The 21,268-nt window shown below is 70.4% G+C and carries 21 protein-coding genes; 5 read left to right on the plus strand and 16 right to left on the minus strand.

What is annotated here, in order from left to right; genetic code table 11:
* Positions 1 to 44: 44 nt before the first annotated feature.
* From aat to trxB, 3 genes are read right to left on the minus strand one after another with little or no spacing between them, the layout of a single operon-like run.
* On the minus strand, positions 45 to 815 hold the full coding sequence (gene aat / locus JG616_RS00640; RefSeq protein ID WP_199362046.1) for a leucyl/phenylalanyl-tRNA--protein transferase: 771 nt from the start codon (positions 813 to 815) through the stop codon (positions 45 to 47).
* Positions 812 to 1,948 carry a GNAT family N-acetyltransferase gene (locus JG616_RS00645; protein WP_199391367.1) on the minus strand — a complete coding sequence of 379 codons (1,137 nt, stop codon included), beginning with the start codon at positions 1,946 to 1,948 and terminating at the stop codon, positions 812 to 814. Before JG616_RS00645 ends, aat begins: the two co-directional genes overlap by 4 nt.
* 36 nt (positions 1,949 to 1,984) lie before the next feature.
* Positions 1,985 to 2,938 carry a thioredoxin-disulfide reductase gene (trxB, locus tag JG616_RS00650; RefSeq protein ID WP_199362048.1) on the minus strand — a complete coding sequence of 318 codons (954 nt, stop codon included), beginning with the start codon at positions 2,936 to 2,938 and terminating at the stop codon, positions 1,985 to 1,987.
* A 189-nt stretch (positions 2,939 to 3,127) separates the two neighbouring features.
* On the opposite strand from trxB, the gene ald reads away from it, so the two are divergent.
* The 5 genes from ald to JG616_RS00675 all read left to right on the plus strand — a co-directional run bounded on the left by ald (position 3,128) and on the right by JG616_RS00675 (position 9,686).
* On the plus strand, positions 3,128 to 4,198 hold the full coding sequence (ald, locus tag JG616_RS00655) for an alanine dehydrogenase (RefSeq protein WP_199362049.1): 1,071 nt from the start codon (positions 3,128 to 3,130) through the stop codon (positions 4,196 to 4,198).
* Between the two features lie 85 nt (positions 4,199 to 4,283).
* Positions 4,284 to 6,626, plus strand: a complete 2,343-nt coding sequence (locus JG616_RS00660) for a DNA translocase FtsK (protein ID WP_199362050.1) — start codon at positions 4,284 to 4,286, stop codon at positions 6,624 to 6,626.
* Positions 6,627 to 6,824: 198 nt separating this feature from the next.
* Positions 6,825 to 7,454, plus strand: a complete 630-nt coding sequence (lolA, locus tag JG616_RS00665) for an outer membrane lipoprotein chaperone LolA (RefSeq protein ID WP_199362051.1) — start codon at positions 6,825 to 6,827, stop codon at positions 7,452 to 7,454.
* Positions 7,455 to 7,568: 114 nt separating this feature from the next.
* The gene (locus JG616_RS00670) at positions 7,569 to 8,288 is read left to right on the plus strand and encodes a hypothetical protein (protein ID WP_199391368.1); all 720 of its coding nucleotides are present in this window, start codon (positions 7,569 to 7,571) and stop codon (positions 8,286 to 8,288) included.
* A gap of 141 nt (positions 8,289 to 8,429) precedes the next feature.
* On the plus strand, positions 8,430 to 9,686 hold the full coding sequence (locus JG616_RS00675; protein WP_199391920.1) for a replication-associated recombination protein A: 1,257 nt from the start codon (positions 8,430 to 8,432) through the stop codon (positions 9,684 to 9,686).
* 162 nt (positions 9,687 to 9,848) lie between these two features.
* On the opposite strand, the gene JG616_RS00680 is transcribed toward JG616_RS00675, so the two are convergent.
* The 13 genes from JG616_RS00680 to JG616_RS00740 form a co-directional block, all read right to left on the minus strand.
* Positions 9,849 to 10,571 (minus strand): sulfite exporter TauE/SafE family protein, encoded by a 723-nt coding sequence (locus JG616_RS00680; protein ID WP_199391369.1) that lies wholly within the window; start codon positions 10,569 to 10,571, stop codon positions 9,849 to 9,851.
* Positions 10,561 to 10,794 carry a cbb3-type cytochrome oxidase assembly protein CcoS gene (gene ccoS / locus JG616_RS00685; RefSeq protein ID WP_199391370.1) on the minus strand — a complete coding sequence of 78 codons (234 nt, stop codon included), beginning with the start codon at positions 10,792 to 10,794 and terminating at the stop codon, positions 10,561 to 10,563. Before ccoS ends, JG616_RS00680 begins: the two co-directional genes overlap by 11 nt.
* Complete coding sequence (locus tag JG616_RS00690; protein WP_343224951.1) at positions 10,791 to 13,208, minus strand: heavy metal translocating P-type ATPase; 2,418 nt, start codon at positions 13,206 to 13,208, stop codon at positions 10,791 to 10,793. Before JG616_RS00690 ends, ccoS begins: the two co-directional genes overlap by 4 nt.
* A gap of 1 nt (position 13,209) precedes the next feature.
* Positions 13,210 to 13,719 (minus strand): FixH family protein, encoded by a 510-nt coding sequence (locus JG616_RS00695; RefSeq protein WP_199362055.1) that lies wholly within the window; start codon positions 13,717 to 13,719, stop codon positions 13,210 to 13,212.
* A complete protein-coding gene (locus JG616_RS00700) occupies positions 13,719 to 15,272 on the minus strand; it encodes a 4Fe-4S dicluster domain-containing protein (protein ID WP_343224952.1) in 1,554 nt (517 codons plus the stop codon). The genes JG616_RS00695 and JG616_RS00700 overlap by 1 nt, the downstream gene beginning before the upstream one ends.
* Entirely contained in the window at positions 15,269 to 15,526 is a 258-nt protein-coding gene (locus tag JG616_RS00705; RefSeq protein ID WP_199362262.1) for a hypothetical protein, read from the minus strand. The genes JG616_RS00700 and JG616_RS00705 overlap by 4 nt, the downstream gene beginning before the upstream one ends.
* A 41-nt stretch (positions 15,527 to 15,567) precedes the next feature.
* The gene (gene ccoP / locus JG616_RS00710; RefSeq protein ID WP_199362056.1) at positions 15,568 to 16,503 is read right to left on the minus strand and encodes a cytochrome-c oxidase, cbb3-type subunit III; all 936 of its coding nucleotides are present in this window, start codon (positions 16,501 to 16,503) and stop codon (positions 15,568 to 15,570) included.
* Positions 16,500 to 16,643 (minus strand): cbb3-type cytochrome c oxidase subunit 3, encoded by a 144-nt coding sequence (locus JG616_RS00715; RefSeq protein ID WP_199362057.1) that lies wholly within the window; start codon positions 16,641 to 16,643, stop codon positions 16,500 to 16,502. The genes ccoP and JG616_RS00715 overlap by 4 nt, the downstream gene beginning before the upstream one ends.
* Positions 16,640 to 17,314: a cytochrome-c oxidase, cbb3-type subunit II gene (gene ccoO, locus JG616_RS00720; protein WP_199362058.1), complete on the minus strand. Its 675-nt coding sequence runs from the start codon at positions 17,312 to 17,314 to the stop codon at positions 16,640 to 16,642. Before ccoO ends, JG616_RS00715 begins: the two co-directional genes overlap by 4 nt.
* A 1-nt stretch (position 17,315) precedes the next feature.
* Positions 17,316 to 18,818, minus strand: coding sequence for a cytochrome-c oxidase, cbb3-type subunit I (gene ccoN / locus JG616_RS00725; RefSeq protein ID WP_199391371.1), 1,503 nt, complete (start codon positions 18,816 to 18,818; stop codon positions 17,316 to 17,318).
* Positions 18,819 to 19,057: 239 nt separating this feature from the next.
* Complete coding sequence (gene azu, locus JG616_RS00730; RefSeq protein ID WP_199362060.1) at positions 19,058 to 19,513, minus strand: azurin; 456 nt, start codon at positions 19,511 to 19,513, stop codon at positions 19,058 to 19,060.
* Positions 19,514 to 19,610: 97 nt separating this feature from the next.
* Complete coding sequence (locus tag JG616_RS00735; protein ID WP_199391372.1) at positions 19,611 to 20,018, minus strand: SirB2 family protein; 408 nt, start codon at positions 20,016 to 20,018, stop codon at positions 19,611 to 19,613.
* A gap of 4 nt (positions 20,019 to 20,022) precedes the next feature.
* On the minus strand, positions 20,023 to 21,267 hold the full coding sequence (locus JG616_RS00740; protein WP_199362062.1) for an NnrS family protein: 1,245 nt from the start codon (positions 21,265 to 21,267) through the stop codon (positions 20,023 to 20,025).
* Between the last annotated feature and the right edge of the window lies 1 nt (position 21,268).

Consider the following 21,268-nt stretch of genomic DNA (forward strand, 5'->3'; position numbering starts at 1 on the left):
GAGGGCAATTGTCGCACGGACACCCGTCCCGCGCAAAAGTTCCGTCAGTCGGCCGCCATGGGCGTCGGCTCCGCGGGCCGGCCCAGCGTTGCAGCGGGCAACTGGCCAAACGCCGCGGTCCAAGAGCCCGGCCGGCCGGGCAGGGCGGTGAGGCGACGCACCTCGGCCAGGAAACGGGACCTGGGCCAGGCGCGCGCGCCCATCGCGACCAGGTGCGGGTTCTCGACCTGGGCATCGAGCAGCGGCCAGCCCCAGCCGCGGAGCACATGGGCCAGCGCCGCAAGGGCGACCTTGGAGCCGCCGCTGCGGGCGCTGAACATGCTTTCGCCGAAGAACATCCGGCCCAGCGCCACGCCGTACATGCCGCCGGCCAGGCGGCCTTCGCCGTCGTGCACCTCGATAGAATGCGCGTGCCCCAGCAGGTGCAGCCGCGAGTAGGCCGCGCGCATCGGACCGGTGATCCAGGTGCCGTGCTGGCCGCCGCGGGGCGCCGTGGCGCAGGCGAGCACCACCGCGTCGAAGGCCTGGTCGGCGACCACGCTCCAGTCGCTGCCGCGCAGCTGGCGGCGAAAGCGCGAGGACAGGTGCACGCCGTCGGTGGCGAAGACGGTGCGCGGATCGGGCGACCACCACAGCAGCGGCTGGCCCTCCGAAGACCATGGAAAAATCCCGCTGGCATAGGCGGCGAGCAGGCGCCGAGGCTCCAGGTCGCCGCCGATCGCCAGCAGGCCATCCGGCTCGCGCAGCGCGGTGGCCGGATCGGGGAAGGGCGAGGCGGGATCGCGGCCGAGCAGGGCGGGCAGGGCGCGGCTCATGTCGCGTCGGAGGTCGCGCGGAACGGACTGCGCCCGGCCAGTGCGCGGGCCGTGGCGTCGACGACTTCCGACTCTTCGCGACACCAGGCCTCCAGCGCCGCGTGGAAGCCGTCGTGTGCGATCCAGTGGCGGCTGCGCACCGGCGTGGGCAGGAAGCCGCGCGCGATCTTGTGCTCGCCCTGGGCGCCCGGTTCGAAGCGGGCCAGTCCTTCGCGCAGGCAGTACTCGATGCCCTGGTAGTAGCAGGTCTCGAAGTGCAGGCCGGGCACCTGGCGCAGGGCGCCCCAGTAGCGTCCGTACAGCGTGTCGCGGCCGCGCAGGCAGAGCGCGCCGGCGATCGCCCCGCCGTCGAGGTCGGCCAGCACCAGGACCAGGGCGCGCGGCATCGTGCGCGCCAGGTGATACAGGAACTCGAGCGTCAGCGCGGGCGCGTTGCCGTAATCGCTGAACGTTTCGAAGTAGAAGGCATGCATGGCGGCGAGGTCGTCGTCGGTGGCCTCGTCACCGTGGAGCACCCTGAAGGTGGCGCCGGCACGTGCCACTTTGGCGCGCTCCTGGCGGATGTTCTTGCGGTGGCGATGGTCCATGTCGCCAAGGAAGGCGGCGAAATCCGGCCAGCCCGCGGTGTTGTGCCACTGGTACTGGATGTCCTGGCGCGGGAGCCAGCGCCCGTCGAACGCCGCGTCCTCCGCGGCGGTATGGAAATTGACGTGTGCCGACGACAGTCCCAGCGCCCGCGCATCGTCGACGATGGCCTCGAGGAGGCGGCGCCGCGCGGCGGCGTCGCGTGCCAGCAGGCGCGGCCCGGTGACCGGCGAGTAGGGCACGGCGCCCAGCCACTTCGGGAAGTAGTCGAGGCCGTGGCGCGCATGGGCGTGTGCCCAGGCATGGTCGAAGACGAATTCGCCGTGAGAGTTCTGCTTCAGGTATCCGGGCGCGGCGGCCACCAGCGTGCCGCCGTCCCACACCGTGACGTGGCGCGGCGTCCAGCCCCACTGCGGCCGCAGGCAGCCGCAGGATTCCAGGCCCTCGAGGAAGGCATGCGCGAGGAAGGGATTGCCGCCGTCATGCAGCGCGTCCCAGGCCGCGGCCGGGACCTCGGCCAGCGAATCGTGCGTGCGCGCGACGGACATGCGCCGACTCAGCCGGCCGCCGTCGCGCGCCGCGGCTCAGGCATCCTTGTCGAGGAAGCGTTCCGCATCCAGCGCGGCCATGCAGCCGAAGCCCGCCGAGGTGATCGCCTGGCGGTAGACCTGGTCGGCGACGTCACCGGCGGCGAACACGCCCGGGACCGAGGTCTCGGTGGCGCCGCCCGACAGGCCCGAGCGGATGTCGAGGTAGCCGTTGTTCATCGCCAGCTGGCCCTCGAAGAGCGAGGTGTTGGGCGTGTGGCCGATGGCGACGAAGAAGCCGTGCACGGCGATCTCGCGCGTGCTGTCGTCCTGCACCGACTTCAGGCGCAGTCCGGTGACGCCGGCCTCGTTGCCCAGCACCTCGTCGACGACGTGGTGCCACACCGGCACGATCTTCCCGGCGTCGATCTTCGCCTGCAGCTTGTCCTGCATGATCTTCTCGGCGCGCAGGGTGTCGCGGCGATGCACCAGGTAGACGGTGCGCGCGATGTTGGACAGGTACAGCGCTTCCTCGACCGCGGTGTTGCCGCCGCCGACCACGGCCACGTCCTGGTCCTTGTAGAAGAAGCCGTCGCAGGTGGCGCAGGCGGACACGCCGCGGCCCTTGAAGGCCTCTTCCGACGGCAGCCCGAGGTACTTCGCCGTGGCCCCGGTGGCGATGATCAGCGCATCGGCGGTGTAGTCGCCGTTGTCGCCCTTCAGGCGGAACGGGCGCTGCGACAGGTCGGCGCTGTGGATGTGGTCGAAGATCGTCTCGGTCTCGAAGCGCTCGGCATGCGCCTGCATGCGGTTCATCAGGTCGGGGCCCATCAGTCCGTGGGCATCGCCCGGCCAGTTGTCGACCTCGGTGGTGGTCATCAGCTGGCCGCCCATCTGCAGGCCGGTGACGACCACGGGCTTGAGGTTGGCGCGCGCGGCGTAGACGGCGGCGGTCCAGCCGGCGGGGCCGGAACCGAGGATCAGCAGGCGGCAGTGCTTGGAAGTGCTCATGTATACTCGCGGGCCATGGAATCACGGCGTTGGGAAGCCCATAGCTTGGCGGCGCCGACGCGGCAAGACAAGGCGCAGGCGTGCGCGATGCGCGCAACGCAGGGTTCCCGATAGCACCTCGATGAAACGCCGCGCCTGCGGCGTTTTTTGTGCGGCACTGGAGAGCGGGACCGAAAACGGAGAAGGGCGATGCGCATCGGTGTTCCGAAGGAAACCAAGCCGCAGGAAGGGCGCGTCGCGCTGGTCCCGGCTGCCGCGGGTGACCTGGTCAGGCGCGGACACGAGGTCTGGCTCGAGCACGATGCCGGTGCGAAGTCCGGCTTCACCGACGCGGACTACAGCGCGCTTGGCGTCGGGATCGCGCCGGACGCCGCCGCGCTGTATGCGGCCGGCGAGCTGATCGTCAAGGTCAAGGAGCCCATCGCCGGCGACCTCGCGCACCTGCGCCGCGACCACCTGCTGTTCTGCTACCTGCACCTGGCCGCGGAGCCCGCGCTGACCCGCCGGTTGCTGGACATCGGGCTGACCGCGGTCGCCTTCGAAACCGTCGAACTTCCCAACGGCGACCTGCCGCTGCTGGCGCCGATGTCGGTGATCGCCGGGCGCATCGGCGTCCAGGTCGGCACCCAGCTGCTGCACACGCCGATGGGTGGCAAGGGCACGCTGCTCGGCGGCCTGCCATCGACGGGGCGCGGCAGCGTCGTAGTCTTCGGCGCCGGCCGTGCGGGCGGAGCCGCCGCGGCGCTGGCCGCGGCCGGTGGCGCCAACGTCACCGTGTTCGAGATGCGCCCTGATCGCATGGACCAGATGATGCAGCTGGGCAACAACGTCACCGCGCTGTACCCGTACCAGGACGTTGTGGCGCGCGCGGTGTCGCGCGCCGACCTGGTGGTGGGCGCGGTGCTGGTCACCGGTGCCAAGGCGCCCAAGGTGCTGACCCGCGGGATGGTCGCCGGCATGGAGCCGGGCAGCGTGCTGGTCGACATCGCGATCGACCAGGGCGGCTGCTTCGAGACCTCGCGCGCGACGACCTGGGAAGCGCCGACCTATGTGGAGGAGGGCGTGACCCACTTCTGCGTGACCAACATGCCGGGTGCCGTGCCGCGCACGTCGTCGCAGGCGATCTGCGCGGCGATCCTGCCCTGGCTGGACCGCCTGGCGAGCGGCCGCGACCCGGCGGACGATCCGGCCTTGGCGCGCGGCGTGAATGTCGCCGATGGCAGACTGGTGCATCCCGCCCTGCTCGACATGGCCCGCTGAGCACGCACTCGGGCGGAATGTGAGTAGAATCATCCCATTGCGAGCATTTCTTAAGGTCTGATCACACGTGGCAGCACGCCCCGCAATGGAACGCGGCACCCGCCGCAAGCGCAAGGCGGCGCCAACGGCGGCCGCAGCGGCCCCCAATCCCCGCCGCCAGAAGCTGCTGCGCGACATCGCGCTGATCGCGATCGCCCCGCTGCTGGTCTACCTGCTGGCGTGCATGGTGACCTACTCGCCGAGCGATCCCGGCTGGAGCAATGCCGGCAGCCTGACCGCGCCGCTCAACAACGCCGGCGGCCGCGTCGGCGCCTGGATCGCCGACGTGATGCTGGGCCTGTTCGGCCACGTGGCCTTCGTGCTGCCGCTGATCCTCGGTGCCGTGGCGTGGATCGCGCTGTTCGGCATGGACACCGACGGCGACGGGCAGGCCGACCTCGGACCCGCGCTGCGCCTGGTCGGCATCGTCGGTTTCATCGTGTCCTCGACCGGTCTGCTGTACCTGCGCATCGGCGCGGTGGAAGGCTATTCGGCGGGCAGCGGCGGCATCCTCGGGCGACTGGTGGGCAACTCGCTGTACTCGGCCTTCGGTCCGGTGGGCGGCAACCTGTTCCTGCTGGCGCTGCTGCTGGTGTCGGTGACCCTGGCGACGGGCCTGTCCTGGTTCCGGGTGATGGACATCCTCGGCGGCTGGGTGATGAAGCTGCCGGCGCTGTTCCGCCGCGGCAGCAAGCAGGCCAGCGAGTGGCAGGAAGCACGCGCGCACCGCGAGGAGCGCACCGAGGTCCGCAAGATCGACACCGAGCTGCGCGCCAAGCGCGAGAAGGTGCGCATCGAGCCGCCACCGGCGCCGGTGGTGGAGAAGAGCGAGCGTGCGAAGCGCGAGCAGCAGATCCCGCTGTTCAACGTCGGCGACGGCACCGGCATCCCGCCGCTGGCGCTGCTGGACGATCCCAAGCCGCAGCCCAAGGGCTACGACGAAGGCACGCTGGAAACGCTGTCGCGCCAGATCGAGTTCAAGCTCAAGGACTTCCGCATCGACGCCCAGGTGGTCGGCGCCTATCCGGGTCCGGTGATCACCCGCTTCGAGATCGAGCCGGCGCCGGGCATCAAGGTCAGCCAGATCAGCTCGCTGGACAAGGACATCGCGCGCGGGCTGAGCGTGAAGTCGGTGCGCGTGGTCGACGTGATCCCGGGCAAGTCGGTGATCGGGCTCGAGACCCCGAACACCCACCGCGAGATGATCTACCTGTCGGAACTCCTGCGCTCCAAGGAGTACGACAAGGCTTCGAGCCTGCTGACGCTCGCGCTGGGCAAGGACATCGCCGGCCGGCCGACGGTCGCCGACCTCGCGCGCATGCCGCACCTGCTGGTCGCCGGTACCACCGGCTCCGGCAAGTCGGTCGCGGTGAACGCGATGGTGCTGAGCCTGCTGTACAAGGCCTCGGCCAAGGACCTGCGGATGCTGATGATCGACCCGAAGATGCTGGAGCTCAGCGTCTACCAGGGGATCCCGCACCTGCTGGCGCCGGTGGTCACCGACATGAAGGAGGCCGCCAACGGCCTGCGCTGGTGCGTGGCCGAGATGGAGCGCCGCTACAAGCTGATGAGCGCGGTGGGCGTGCGCAACCTGGCCGGCTTCAACAAGAAGGTGAAGGACGCGCAGGACGCGGGCCAGCCGCTGCTCGATCCGCTGTTCAAGAGCAACCCGGAATCCGGCGAGGTCGCCCAGCCGCTGGACACGATGCCGTTCATCGTCATCTTCATCGACGAATTCGCCGACATGATGATGATCGTCGGCAAGAAGGTGGAAGAGCTGATCGCGCGCCTGGCGCAGAAGGCCCGCGCGGCCGGCATCCACCTGATCCTGGCGACGCAGCGGCCGTCGGTCGACGTGATCACCGGCCTGATCAAGGCCAACATCCCGACGCGCATCGCGTTCCAGGTCTCGAGCAAGATCGACTCGCGCACCATCCTCGACCAGTCCGGCGCGGAAACCCTGCTCGGCCACGGCGACATGCTCTATCTGCCGCCGGGCACCGCGCTTCCGGAGCGCGTGCACGGTGCATTCGTGTCCGACGAAGAGGTGCATCGCGTCGTCGAGAACCTCAGGCAGTCCAGCGGCGGCCCCGACTACATCGAGGGCGTGCTGGAGGAAGTGCAGGCCATGGGCGACGGCGTGGTGGTCGGCGCGACCGGCCTGCCGGAATCGACCAGCAGCGGCGACGAGAGCGATCCGCTGTACGACGAAGCGGTGCGCGTGGTGACCGAGACGCGTCGCGCCTCGATCTCCGGCGTGCAGCGCCGGCTCAAGATCGGCTACAACCGCGCCGCGCGCCTGGTCGAGGCGATGGAGGCCGCGGGCGTGGTCTCGCCGCCCGAGCACAACGGCGACCGCAGCGTGCTGGCACCGCCTCCGCCGCAGTAGTGCGGTCCACTGTGGGGGCAACGCGATGACCGCGATCGCGGCTGTAGCCGCTCCCACAGCGGCCGTCCCACTGCGGCTGTTCCCGCGTCGGCTGTTCCCTGTGGGAGCCGCGATAGCGGCGATGGACCTGCGCTGCGCGTGATCCCGCATTCAGTCGACAGGCCGCACACTCGCGACGCATTCCGAGGAGAGTCACCGATGATCCGCATGCGCAACTGGCTGGCCGCGCTGGCCCTGCTGTCCACCGTCGCCGGCACCGCGTTCGCGGGCCCGCGCGACGACCTCGCCGCCTTCAGCGACGGGCTCAAGGGCCTGGACGGACGCTTTGAACAGAAGCTCTACGACCTCGACGGGCGCCTGAAGGAAACCTCCAGGGGCCGGGTCGCGCTGTCGGCGCCGCGACTGTTCCGCTGGGAGTACGCCACGCCCTACGAGCAGCTGATCGTGGCCGACGGCAAGAAGGTCTGGGTGTTCGATCCCGACCTCGAGCAGGTCACGGTGCGTCCGCAGGGTCCGGAGGAGCAGAACAGCCCGCTGGCCGCCCTGGTCGACCCGGCCAAGCTGGAACGCGATTTCAACGTCCGCGAGGGCGGCGAGTCCGAGGGGCTGTCGTGGCTCCTGCTGTCGCCGAAGGATGCCCAGCAGGCCAGCTTCAGCAGCGCCCGCCTCGGGTTCCGCGGCCCGTCGCTGGCACGCATGGAGGTGGTCGACACCCTGGGCCAGCGCACCGAGGTCGTGTTCAGCGGCTGGAAGCGCAATCCGGTGTTCGAGCGCTCGACCTTCCGCTTCGTTCCGCCCGCGGGCGTGGACGTGGTCGGCGAGGGCTGAAGCCGGCGCTGCACGCGGCAGGCGAGGCGGTCGGACCAGGAACGGCGCGGCGGGTGGCCCCCTCCGCGCCGTTCCTGCGTTCAATCGAAGGTATCTGCTTCGAGCACCACGTCCATGCCGGCAGTCCACCGCGCCCCGCTGCTGCTCCTGGCCATGCTGTCCGTCATCGTCGCCCCGTGCGCGCTGGCGGACATCGGGGAGGGCAGGGCCAAGGGTGGGGGGGCTGCCGACACCATTTCGATCCCGGTGCCCGCCGGCGAGCAGGCCCAGGCCGCGGTCGCCGCGGTGCTGGTGACCACCCTGGGCGAGCGCTTCGACGACCCCGCTCTGGAGGTGCGCCTGGATCCGGCGGAGATCAGCGCCAGTGGTCCGCGCGACCAGGTCGTGCAGGGCCAGGGCCAGCTGAAACTGACCGGTAGCGGGGAGCAGGACTGGCTCGCCTTCCGCTACCGCAGCCGCTACGACGCGCTGTTCGGCACCGCCGGCTTTGCCGAAATCACCCTGGGCGGTGACGGCGAGGGCGAAAGCGAGCGCTTCGTTCCCAATGACGCACGCCTCCTGGTCGACCTGGAGACGCGGGTTGCCACGGAGTTCGAATCCTGGCCGGACGCCGGGCGCGTGTTCCTGCAGCTCGACGACATCAGCAGCCTGCAGTCGGGCCAGCGCTTCCTGCGCATCGAGGCCAGCGGCATCGCCGACTTCGGACCCGGCGGCAGCACCGCCGCCCACGTCGATGCGATCTACGACCTGCAGGCGGACCGCTGGCTCAGCATCGAGCACGAACTGGCGCCGAACATCGTCGCCTACGACGACGGCGGCACCGCGGGCTACTGAGCGGACGACCCGGCTTGGTATCGTGTCCGTCCCCCATCGCGTGGATGTGACGTGCCCCGCAAGCCAGCCCCGGACGCCGGCGGTCCCGGACTCCTGCCTCCCGATCCCGACGCGCTCGCGCTGCGCCCGCTGGCCGAGCGCATGCGCCCGCGCACGCTCGACGACATGGTCGGGCAGCAGCGCCTGCTCGCGCCCGGCTCGGCGCTGCGGCGCGCGGTCGAGTCCGGACGCGTGCATTCGATGGTGCTCTGGGGGCCGCCCGGCTGCGGCAAGACGACGCTCGCGCTGCTGCTGGCCGAATACGCCGATGCCGAATACCGCGCGATCTCGGCGGTCCTGACCGGCTTGCCCGACGTGCGCAAGGTGCTGGCCGAGGCCGACCACACCTTCGCCGGCGGCCGCCGCACCGTGCTCTTCGTCGACGAGGTGCACCGCTTCAACAAGGTCCAGCAGGATGCGTTCCTGCCGCACATCGAACGCGGGACGATCATCTTCGTCGGCGCCACCACGGAGAACCCTTCGTTCGAACTGAACTCGGCGCTGCTGTCGCGCTGCCGCGTGCACGTGCTCGAGGCGGTGTCGGTCGAAGACATCGAAACCGCGCTGCGGCGCGCGCTGGCCGACGATCAGCGCGGCCTTGGCGGCCGCGGCATCGACATCGGCGACGGGCAGCTGAGGCTGGTGGCCACGGCGGCCGACGGCGACGTGCGCCGCGCGCTGACCCTGCTCGAGATCGCCGCCGAGCTCGCCGGCGACGGCGGCAGGATCACCGACCAGACCCTGGCCCAGGTGCTGGCCGACCGCAGCCGCCGCTTCGACAAGGGCGGTGACCACTTCTACGACCAGATCTCCGCGCTGCACAAGTCGGTGCGCAGTTCGAACCCGGACGCGGCGCTGTACTGGCTTGCACGGATGCTCGACGGCGGCGCGGATCCGGGCTACCTGGCGCGGAGGCTGACGCGGATGGCGGTCGAGGACATCGGGCTGGCCGATCCGCGCGCCCTGGCCATGGCCCTCGAGGCCTGGGACGCCTACGACCGGCTCGGCAGCCCCGAGGGCGACCTCGCGCTCGGCCAACTGGCGATCTATCTCGCCAGCACCGCCAAGTCGAACGCCGCCTACAAGGCCCTTGGCGAGGCGAAGCGCGACGTCGCGGAATACGGCAGCGCCGAAGTGCCGATGCACCTGCGCAACGCACCGACGAAGCTCATGAAGCAGCTCGGCCACGGCACGGGCTACCAGTACGACCACGACGCCGAGGGCGGCGTGGCGCTGGGCCAGACCGGATTCCCCGACGCCATGGGCGAGCGCGTCTACTACCGCCCGGTCGAACGCGGCCTGGAAATCAAGCTGCGCGAAAAACTCGAACGCCTGCGCGCCGCCCGCACGCCCACGTAGACGCGACGTCAGAGCGACTGTAGGAGCGGCTATAGCCGCGATCGAGGGGCTGCGGCGCGCGTCCAGAATCGCGGCTGAGGCTGCGGCGCGCGTCCAGAATCGCGGCTATAGCCGCTCCAACAGGGCAGGTCTGAAGCCGTTGCAACAGTCGTGCGTCGCGCCTCAGGGTGGCGGCAGGCAGCCCAGCGCCGCCAGTGGCCCGGCCAGCGCGGGGATGTGCATCAGCCAGGGCGCCGCGATGGTCAGGAGCCCCGCCGCCAGCACCACGCCCCCGATCGCCATCCGCCATGGTCCACGCTGCAGCCACTGCCCGAGGCGCGCGCCCGACCAGGTCAGCGAGACCATCAGCGGCAGCGTGCCCAGGCCGAAGGCGGCCATGGTCAGCGCGCCGTTGCGGGCGTCGGCCTGCAGCCAGGCGGCGGCCAGCATCGTCGTGCTGAGGCCGCAGGGCATCCAGCCCCAGAGCACGCCCAGCGCGATGCGCTTGCCGGCGGTGTTGGCCGGCAGCAGCGGCCTCTGCAGCACCCGCAGCCGCTGCCACAGCGTGGCCCCGGGACGGCCGAGGAAGGCCAGGCGGCCGCCGCGGTCGAGCAGGCGCAGCGCCACCAGCACCAGGACCACGCCCACCAGCATGCGGGCACCGAAGGCCAGCCACGGGCTGCGCGCGGCCGCCAGGATCCCGCCGCCGATGCCGCCTGCGAGCGCGCCGGCGAGCACGTAGCCGCCGACCCGTCCGAGATTGGGCTGCATCGCCATCCACCAGCCGCGGCGTCCGCCCATGGCCGAAAAGCCGGTGGCGATGCCGCCGCACATCGCGGCGCAGTGCACCCCGCCCATCAGCCCGGTCAGCAGCGCCGCACCGATCGCGAGCCAGTCAGTCGGCATCGGTCCGGTCGCCCTGCGGCCGCCTTGTGGACTCGTTCGTGGGCATCGCTCCCGCCGGCGTGGCGGCGGCAGGGGGCTGGTCCGCGCTGTCGTCGCGCAGGATGTCGATGGCCGCCGCGTCGAGGTTCTCGAACTGGCCCTTGCGCACCGCCCAGCGGAACGCCCAGATCGCCACCAGCAGCAGCACCAGGCTCACCGGGATGAGGAACAGCAGGATGTTCATGCGGCGGGAATCCGCGCCAGGCGCAGCGCATTGACGGTGACGATCAGCGAAGACAGCGCCATGCCGAGCGCCGCGACCCAGGGCGTCACCAGCCCGGCGGCCGCCAGCGGGATCGCCACCAGGTTGTAGCCCAGCGCCCAGGCCAGGTTCTGGCGCACGATGGCGCGCGTGCGCCGGGCCAGCGCGACCGCCGCGGGAATCCGCAGCAGCGACGGCGCGGTCAGCACCAGGCTGGCGGCGCGGTGGGCGAGGGCGGCGCCGCTGCCGATCGCGATCGAGACGTCGGCCCCGGCCAGCACCGGCGCGTCGTTGAGCCCGTCGCCGACCATGGCCACCACGCGCTCGCGGCCCTGCAGTGCACGCACGCTGCCGAGCTTGTCCTCCGGCGACTGCCGCGAGGCCGCACGGTCGATGCCGAGCTGGTCGGCGAAGGCGGTGACCGGTGCGGCGGCATCGCCGCTGGAGAGATGCACCTCGATTCCCTGGCCGCGGATCCTGGCGATCGCCTCGGCGGCGTCGGCACGCGGCGACTCCTCGAGCACGAAGCGGGCGGCCGCTTCCGTGCCGTTGCCCAGCCACAGCGCGCCGTCATCGGCGCGGCCGACGGCGAACTCCGCGCGGCCCAGGCACCAGCGACGTCCGTCGACGGTTCCCGCGATGCCCTGGCCCGGATGCTCCTCCACGCCGTCCACGTCCAGGCCGGCATCCTGGCCCTCGAACGCACGCGCGATCGGATGCAGGCTGTCGCGCTCCAGCGCCGCGGCGATGCCGAGCACGTCCTCGATGTCGAAGCCGCCGAGGGCCTCGATGCGGGCCAGCGTCGGGCGGCCGCTGCCCAGCGTGCCGGTCTTGTCGAAGACCATGTCGGTGGCCCCGGCGAGCGAACCCAGCGCATCGGCGTCGTTGGCCAGCACGCCAAGCCTGGCCAGCGCGCCGTGGGCGACGGTGATGGCGGTCGGGACCGCCAGCGACAGCGCGCAGGGACAGCTGATCACCAGCAGCGCCAGCGTGACCTCCAGCGCCCGCGAGGGATCGTGGATGCGCCAGGCGATATGTACCAGCACCGCGACCACCAGGATGGCGGCGACGAAACGCCCCGAGACCGCGTCGGCCAGCTGCGCCACCCGCGGGCGGTGCGACTGCGCGCGGTCGACCAGGGTCTCGAGTTCGGACAGGCGCGTGCCCGCGCCCACGCGCTCGACGCGGATGCGCGCGGGCGCCTCGCGGCAGACCGTGCCGGCGTAGATCGTGTCGCCGGGCTGGTGCATGACCGGATGCGCCTCGCCGGTGAGCAGTGCCTCCTCGAAGCGGGCCGGGGCGTCCAGCAGCCGCCCGTCCGCGGGGACCGTATCGCCCGCCGCGATGCAGGCGATGTCGCCGGCCGCCAGCGCGGCTGTTGGGACCACCTCGCGGCTGCCGTCGGCGCGTTCGCGCGTGGCCAGCGCTGGCCGTGCCCGTGCCAGGGTGTCCACCTGGGCCACGGCGATGCGTCGCGCGCGCTGCTCCAGCATGCGCGCGCCCAGCAGCAGGAAGACGAACATCACCGCCGCGTCGTACCAGACATGGGCCCCGCCGCGCACGGTCTCGTAGACGCTGGCGAAGTAGGCCAGCAGGGTGGAGCTGGCGATCAGGGTGTCCATGCCCAGGTGGCGGTTGCGCAGCTCGCGCAGCATGCCGGCGATGAACGGCCAGCCGCACCAGAACACCACCGGCGTCGAGACCAGGAAGGTGATCCAGCGCAGGAAGTCGCGCGTGGGGACCGGCATCTGCTGGTAGACGTCGAGGTACAGCGCCTCGGCGAACATCATCGCCTGGATCGAGGCCAGGCCGGCGATGCCGATGCGCAGCAGGTCGCGGTTGCGCTGCGCGCCACGCTCGCGCTCGCGGTCGGTGCCGGTGGCCAGGTAGGGCACGTAGCCGAGCGCGGCCAGGCGGCGCAGCGGGGTCGACAGCGTCGCGCGCGCCGGGTCCCAGGTGATGCGCACGCGGCCGGTCACCGCGTTGGCCACCACCTCGCGCACGCCCGGCTCGCGGGCCACGGCGCGGTCGATCAGCCAGGCGCAGGCCGCGCAGCGCATGCCGTCGGTGAGCACGGTGATCTCGCGGCCGCCATCGACGTCGCGCACGTGCCCGGACTGGATGTCGTCGCGGTCGAAGGCCGCGAGCTGCGCTTCGAGGTCGACCGCCGCGCGGCCGGCCGGTTCCGAGCGGAGCCGGTAGTAGTCGACGAGGTTGGCGTCGCGGATCCATTGGGCGGCGGCGGCGCAACCATCGCAGCAGAAGCTGCGGACCTGGCCATCGACCTGGGCGGTCGCCGCTGCGGCGGGCAGGGCCTCGCTGCAGTGGAAGCAGCCGCCATGCACGCCCTGCGCGTCGCGCACGGCGGCGGCCGTGGCGACCGCGCCCGCGTTCACCTCACTCCCGCTCGCCGGAGATGGCCGGCTTCACGTGGGCCGCGCGCTGGCCTGCGGGCAGTCGGCCCTGCAGCCGCCAGGGCATGCCTTCGGGCATCAGCTCCAGCTTCCAGTCGTGGCCGAGGGCAAGTTCGGTCTCCGCGCGCCAGCCGTTGCCGGCGGGATCGGCGCGCAGCTCGAGGTCGGAGGCGGCCAGGGTGGGGTGGCGCAGCACCAGGCGCAGCGGCTGCTGGCGCTGGAACTCGCCGGTCACCGGCAGCACCTCGAGGAAGCCTTCGTCCACGCGCACGATCGCGCTCAGGCGCAGATCGCGGGCGCGTGCATCCGGGCTGAGGTCGGACACCTGGATCTGGGCGGTGCGCGTCACCACGTCGCCCACCGAATCGCTGGAGTCGCGCGCCGCCAGGCTGACCAGGATCACCCCGGCGACCACGGAGGCCGCGGGCAGGCCCAGCACGAGCCACATCATCGGCTCGCGCCAGAACGGTCTTTTCTTGTCGTCGTCGGTCATCACATGGGTCCGAAGAAGCTGCTGTCGACCGTCTCGCTGGCACCGCCGTCGCCGGTTTCGACGCGGAAGGTGAGCGGGTGGCGGCCCTTGAGGGAGTCGGGCGCGGCGACGATGACCGGAACGCTGATCACCTGCTGCGGAGCCGCGCGCACGGCATCGAGGCGCGCACCGCGCAGTTCGATGCCGGACGCCGCACCCTCGATCACGATGCGGTAGGTGACCGCGTCGTCGCTCTTGTTCACGACCTTGATCGTGTAGTCGTTCTCGACCTCGCCGCCGCCGACCACGCGGTACAGCGCGTTGCGGTCGCGCAGCACCTCGACGATCAGCGGGCTGCGCGTGTTCACGCCGACCACCCACGCCACGGCCAGCACGAGCAGCAGGGCGCCGTAGATGAAGACCCGCGGCCGCGCCACCCGCGTGGGCTTGCTGTCGATCGCATTCTGGGTGCTGTAGCGGATCAGCCCGCGCTCGAAGCCCATCTTGTCCATCACTGAGTCGCAGGCGTCGATGCAGGCGCCGCAGGCGATGCACTCGTACTGCAGCCCGTTGCGGATGTCGATGCCGGTGGGGCAGACCTGCACGCACATGGTGCAGTCGATGCAGTCGCCGAGTTCATCGGGCGAGAACTTCGGCAGCGGCTCGGCGACCTCGCCGACCGCACCCAGGGTGATCGAACCCGCCGCCTGCACGCGGTTGTCGGCCGCGGTCGGATGCAGGGCGGAACGGAACACGTAGTCGTAGGCGGTGACCTGGTCGAGCAGGGCGCGGCCACGTTCGGCGATGCTGCCCAGGCCGCGCTTGCGCGGGCCGCGCGGCTCGCCGCGCATCGGGTCGTAGGCGATGATCAGGGTGTTGCGGTCGAACATCGCGCTCTGGAAGCGCGCGTAGGGACACATGTACTTGCAGACCTGCTCGCGCAGGAAGCCGGCATTGCCCCAGGTGGCCAGGGCGTAGAACAGCACCCAGAAGGTCTCCCAGCCGCCCCATTCGAACGGCACCAGTCGCGCGCCCAGGTCGGTGATCGGGGTGAAGAAGCCGACGAAGGTGAAGCCGGTCCAGAGCGCGAACACTGCCCACAGCGCGTGCTTGGCGCCCTTGCGCAGCAGCTTCTCGCGCGTCCACGGGCCGGCGTCGAGCTTCATCCGCTTGTTGCGGTCGCCCTCGGTCCAGCGCTCCATCCACAGGAAGACTTCGGTCCACACCGTCTGCGGACAGGCATAGCCGCAGAACAGCCGTCCGGCGAGCGCGGTGAAGAAGAACAGCGCAAGCGCGGCGATGATCAGCAGCAGCGCCAGGAACAGGAAGTCCTGCGGCCAGAAGGTCAGCCCGAAGACGTGGAACTTGCGCGCCGGCAGGTCGAACAGCACCGCCTGGCGGCCGTCCCAGCGCAGCCACGGGAAGACATAGAACATGCCCAGCAGCCAGAAGACCGCCGCGACGCGCAGGGTGTTCAGGCGGCCGGACACGTCGCGCGGATAGACCTTGCGCTCGCTGACGTACATCGAGCCGCCAGTGTCCTCGGCGAGCTCCAGGGGAATGCGACGGCTCACTGCTTGTCCGGGGGAAGTGCCCTGTTGAAGCGGCTCGAGGGCCGCAGGAGGATCCAGGTGAACAGGCTCGAGGCCGCGGTCGCGACCCAGAACATGAAGAAGGCGATCGAGTATCCCAGGCTGCGGCTGATCGCGATCTCCGGGAAGGTGATGTCGCGCAGCGCGAGCGGATCGACGAAGGCCGAGAAGACCATCGTGGCCACGCACGCCGAGAAGAAGCTCGGCCACAGGATGGCGCCGACCCGCTGCGCCATGGGGCGCGGCGGGTGGTCGAAGCCCGGGCCGGGGGCGGCGCTCACTGGGCCTCCGGGGACCGCTCCGGATTCGCGCTGCCGCTGGACAGCGACCAGACGTACGACGCCACCAGGCGCGAGCGGGTTTCGCCCAGCAGGTCGCGGTGCGCCGGCATGACGCCATGGCGGCCGTTGTTGATGGTGTCCATGATCGACTCCACCGAGTTGCCGTACATGGTGTAGCCGTCGGTCAGGTCGGGCGCGCCCAGCTCCTGGTTGCCCTTGCCCTCGATGCCGTGGCAGGCCACGCAGACGCCTTCGTACAGGCCCTTGCCCTGGGCGGCGAAGAAGTCGTTCTCAGGGACTTCGCCGGCCAGCGAACGGACATAGGTGGCTACCGAGAGCACGGCGTTGTCGCCGCCCATGCCGGTGAGCACTGTGCCCCACTCGGGCATCACGCCCTGGCGGCCGTCGAGCACGCTCTGCAGGACCTGGTCCTCGGAGCCACCCCAGTGCCAGATGTCGTCGGTGAGGTTGGGATAGCCCACCGCGCCCTGCGCGGACGAGCCGTGGCAGGTGGCGCAGGTGTTGGCGAAGATCGCCCGGCCCAGTTCCACCGCGCGCGCGTCGCCGGCCAGCTGGGAGATCGGCTGGCCGTCGTAGGGACGGAAGGTCTCGGACAGGATCGCGTCCTGCCTGGCCTTGTCGGCGTCATGTTCGGACGCCGAGCTCCAGTTGCCGAAGCCCTTGAAGTTGCCCAGGCCCGGATACCACAGCAGGTAGCCGACCGAGTACACCATGGTCAGGTAGAAACCGATGATCCACCAGCGCGGCAGCGGCTTGTTGTATTCGGTGATGTCGCCATCCCAGACGTGGCTGGTGTCCTCGGGCTTGGGATCGCCCGGGCGGCGCCGGCTGGTCCAGGCCAGCAGGGCCCACAGGCCCAGCAGGTTCAGCACCACCAGCACGATGACGAAAATGCTCCAACCGGTGCTCATTCCCGCGACTCCTCGGCGTCGTCCTCAAGGGGCAGCCTGGCGGCTGCGTCGAACATGGCCTTGTGCGAAGGCCTCCAGATGAATGCCCAGCCGCCGACGAACAGCAGCAGCAGGAACAGGGTGATGATCCCTCCGGTCATTGCGCGGACCCCGCGGCAGTCGTTGCGGCCGCGGTGGCGGCGGTCGGCGCATGCCGGCCCAGGCCCTGCAGGTAGGCGACCATGGCGTCGAGTTCGGTCTTGCCCTCGACCGCCGCGGCCACGCCGGCGAGGTCCTCGTCGGTGTAGGGGTCGCCGAGGCGCTGCAGGTTGCGCATGTTGCGCGCGACCTTGGCGGGATCGACCTTCGCCTCGGCCAGCCACGGGAACGACGGCATGTTGGATTCCGGCACGACCGCGCGCGGATCGATCAGGTGCACGCGGTGCCAGTCGTCGGAGTAGCGGCCGCCGACGCGGGCGAGGTCCGGACCGGTGCGCTTGGAGCCCCACTGGAACGGACGGTCGTACACCGACTCGCCGGCGAGCGAGTAGTGGCCGTAGCGTTCGGACTCGAAGCGCAGCGTGCGCACCATCTGCGAATGGCAGTTGTAGCAGCCCTCGCGGACGTAGACGTCGCGACCGGCGAGCTCGAGCGCGGGGTAGGGCTTGACGCCGTCGAGCGGCTCGATCGCCTCGGCCTGGTACATCAGCGGCACGATCTCGGCCAGGCCGCCGAAGGACACGGCGACCGCGATCAGGATCATCATCAGGCCGACGTTCTTCTCGACCTTCTCATGGGCGTTGGGCGGCGGATTGGTCTTGTTGTCACTCATGTCAGGCTGCCTGGGTCGAAGCGCGGGCGCTGGAGGGGTCGGGCGGCATCACCGGATGCGCGACGGGGGCCTTGGCCATCTGGAAGGTCTTCCAGGTGTTGACCGCCATCAGGACCATGCCGGCGAGCACCAGCAGGCCGCCGCCGAGGCGCACGAGGTAGTAGGGATAGGTGGTGTTGAGCGCCTCGACGAAGCTGTAGGTCAGCGTGCCGTCGGCGTTGGTGGCGCGCCACATCAGGCCCTGCATGACGCCGGCGATCCACATCGAGACGATGTAGAGCACCACGCCCACGGTGTGCAGCCAGAAGTGCACGTCGATCCACTTGACCGAATGCATCTCCTTCAGGCCGAGCACGCGCGGCATCAGCGAATAGATCGAGCCGACGGTGATCATGGCGACCCAGCCCAGCGCGCCGGCGTGCACGTGGCCGACGGTCCAGTCGGTGTAGTGCGACAGCGAGTTGACGGTCTTGATCGACATCATCGGACCTTCGAAGGTCGCGATCATGTAGAACGACAGCGCCACGATCAGGAACTTCAGGATCGGGTCGGTGCGCAGTTTGTACCAGACGCCCGAGAGGGTCATGATCCCGTTGATCGCGCCGCCCCAGCTCGGGGCCAGCAGGATCAGCGAGAACACCATGCCCACCGACTGCACCCAGTCGGGCAGCGCGGTGTAGTGCAGGTGGTGCGGACCGGCCCACATGTAGACCGCGATCAGCGCCCAGAAGTGCACGATCGACAGGCGGTAGGAGTAGATCGGGCGCTCGGCCTGCTTGGGCACGAAGTAGTACATCATGCCGAGGAAGGCGGTGGTCAGCAGGAAACCCACGGCGTTGTGGCCGTACCACCACTGCACCATGGCATCGACCGCACCGCTGTACACCGGATACGACTTGTCGAAGCCGGACGGGATGGCGATGTTGTTGACGATGTGCAGCAGCGCGATGGTGATGATGTACGCGCCGAAGAACCAGTTGGCGACGTAGATGTGGCTCACCCGGCGCTTGGCGATGGTGCCGAAGAACAGCACCGCATAGGCCACCCAGACGATGGTGATCGCCCAGTCGATGGGCCACTCGAGCTCGGCGTATTCCTTGCCCTGGGTCATGCCCAGCGGCAGGGTGATCACCGCGGCCACCAGGATCGCCTGCCAGCCCCAGAACACGAAGGACGCCAGCTTGTCGGAGATCAGCCGGACGTGGCAGGTCCGCTGGACCACGTACAGGCTGGTCGCGAACAGCGCCGAGACGCCGAAGGCGAAGATCACGCCGTTGGTGTGCAGCGGGCGGAGGCGGCCGTAGGAGAGCCACGGAATGCCTTCGCCAAGGGTGGGCCAGTACAGCTGGGCGGCGATCAGCACGCCGACAGCCATGCCGACGATGCCCCAGAACACGGTCGCGATCGTGAACTGGCGCACCACCTTGTCGTTGTAATAGCCGGACCTGGCGTCACCCTGGACGCTGGGGGCGGCCGAAGCCACGGTGGCTGGGGTCGAGGACATGGATTGATGACCTTGGTTTGCGTGTGTGGATTCTCCCGCCCCGGAGCGGACCCTGGATTGATCGCAGTCAATTCCGGGGAAGGCGCATGCCGCTGGCGCCCTCTGAGCGGGCGCACGGCCGGTTCGGCCGGAGGAGGGAGGTGATGTTGCGGTGAACATTATAGGCCCGTGCACGCAAAAGGGCGCGCCGGAGCGCGCCCTGCAGCGTCCCACGCCGCACCGTGTGCGGCGCGCCCGGGTCAGGGAGTGACGACCAGCTTGCCCTTCATCAGTGCGGCGTGGCCGGGGAAGGAGCAGAAGAAGGTGTAGTCGCCACCGGCCTTGAGCTTGCTGCCCGCGAACGAGGCCTTGGTGCTTGCGCCGCCGCCGATCATGTCGGTGGCCGCGAGGACCTTGGCATCGCCCTGTGGCAGGTAGCCCGCGGCGGCACCGGCCTTGGCGCCGGCGGTGTTGATCGCCTGCACGTCCGGCGTTGCGGACACGACAACGTTGTGTCCCATCGCCGCCGCCGGAAGCTTGCCGGTGTGCTCGAGCTCGATGCTGATGGTCTTGCACGCGGCCGAGACGGTGATTTCCTTCTGGTCGAACTGCATGCGGTCATCGCCCTTGAGCTTGATCGTGCAGTTGGACGCCACAGCGGTGCCGCCGAAGGCGAGCAGGCCGAGGCCCAGGGTGGCGATGATGAGCTGCTTCATGGTGTATCTCCTTGGGGGCTGATCGGGTGGACCGGCGGTGTCGCCGGTCCATGCGCAACAGTATCGACCCGGCTCGCCGTCGCGGCCATGACCTGAGTCAAGCGGCTCCCATGAGCCAGAGCAGGCCGGCCGGGTGATGGGTCCGCGCGATGGAGTAGACGAAGCCGAACACCAGGAGGGCCGCGACGTAGGCCGCCAGCCGCACGCGCGCCGAGCGGCCACGCTTCAGGGCCAGCGAGCCGAGCACCACATAGGCGACCAGCAGGACCAGCTTGGCCGCCAGCCAGCCGTTGGCGAACAGCGCGCCCGGCAGCATCGTGAGCAGCATGAGGGCCGCGGTCAGCAGGGTGGTGTCGATGGCGTAGCTCAGGTAGCGCACCGGCGCGGCCATGGCCCAGCGCGCCTGGCCCGCCTGCACCAGCAGCCCGCGGAGCAGGAACAGCAGGCCGCTGGCGACCGCCGTCGCCACGTGCACGGACTTGATCTGGGGATAGAACTCGATCACCGGCTCACCCCGGCTTTCCGTCCGCGCGCGGGATGAGGTAGATCCTGCCCAGGCGGATCGCCCAGGGCGCCAGCGCCACCAGCCAGCCGAACGCCGCGACCGCCCACCAGAAGCCGGCATCGGCCGAGACATCGGCCAGGATGCGCACGACGGTCACCAGCTGGATCGCCGCGAACGCGAACCAGGCCACGCCCGGCATCTCGATCCTGCGACCCGAATGCCCCTGGGTGACCCGCGTGACCATGGCCACCAGCAGGCTGCCGAAGAAGCCCACGAACAGTGCGTGGGCCGGGGCGCGGCCGAGGATGAAGCCTTCGCCGGCCAGCCAGGCCAGGCTCTGCGCCGAGTACAGCGCGAAGGTCACCGGCAGCCAGCCCAGGCCGATGAACAGCACGGCCAGGATCCCCGGCTTCGGTCCGCGCGGCCACCAGCGCCACACGGCGAGCAGGGACAGCGCCAGCAGCGGCAGGTCGGCCACCCACAGCCAGGCATAGGCGTGCATGAGCTCCAGGCCCAGGTGCAGCATGCACAGGGCCCAGAACGCGGCCAGCAGCCACAGCGGCCGCCACGACACGTAGCCGGCCACCACGTTGGCGGCGAAGAACGGGAACATCCGGTGCGCCACCGTGAGGTACACCGGCAGCAGCAGGCCGAAGGTGCCGATCTTGATGCTGGCGAAGATCCAGGTGGGCGCGCCCCCGAGCAGGGCGGCCCCGAAGGCCGCCAGCCCGACCCAGCCCAGCACCAGGGCGGCGAAGCAGGAACGGGCATGCCAGGTCCGGTTGCGGTCGCGCAGCACCAGGTCGCCGAGGAAGAACAGCCCGGCCATCCACCCGGCCAGGGTCATCGCCACGCCCACCTCGATGCCGGCCGGTGCGCCCAGCGCCCCGAGCAGCACCGCGATCTGCCCGCCGAACATGCCCAGGCCCACCGGCACGTAGTGCCAGCGGGCCGCGTCGGGCAGGCCCATCCAGCGCGGGAAGGTGGTCAGCAGGAAGCCGAAGATGAAGCTCGGCAGCATCTGGTACTGCATGACGATCGCATGCAGCCAGCCGGCGTAGGGCTCGGGCTGCGGCATCGCCAGCACCCCGGGCCAGCGGTTGGCCACCAGCCAGGCCGTCCACCACGCCATCGCCAGCAGCACGTTGCCGGTGCCGACGAAGAACATCAGCCGGTGCGGCGCGGCGGCGAGCTGCACGAACGGCGCCGAAGCGCCGCCGTGCCGGCCATGTCCCATGCCCGTGGCCATG

The sequence above is a fragment of the Luteimonas sp. MC1895 genome, from assembly GCF_016457215.1.
Classification (GTDB): Bacteria; Pseudomonadota; Gammaproteobacteria; order Xanthomonadales; family Xanthomonadaceae; genus Luteimonas.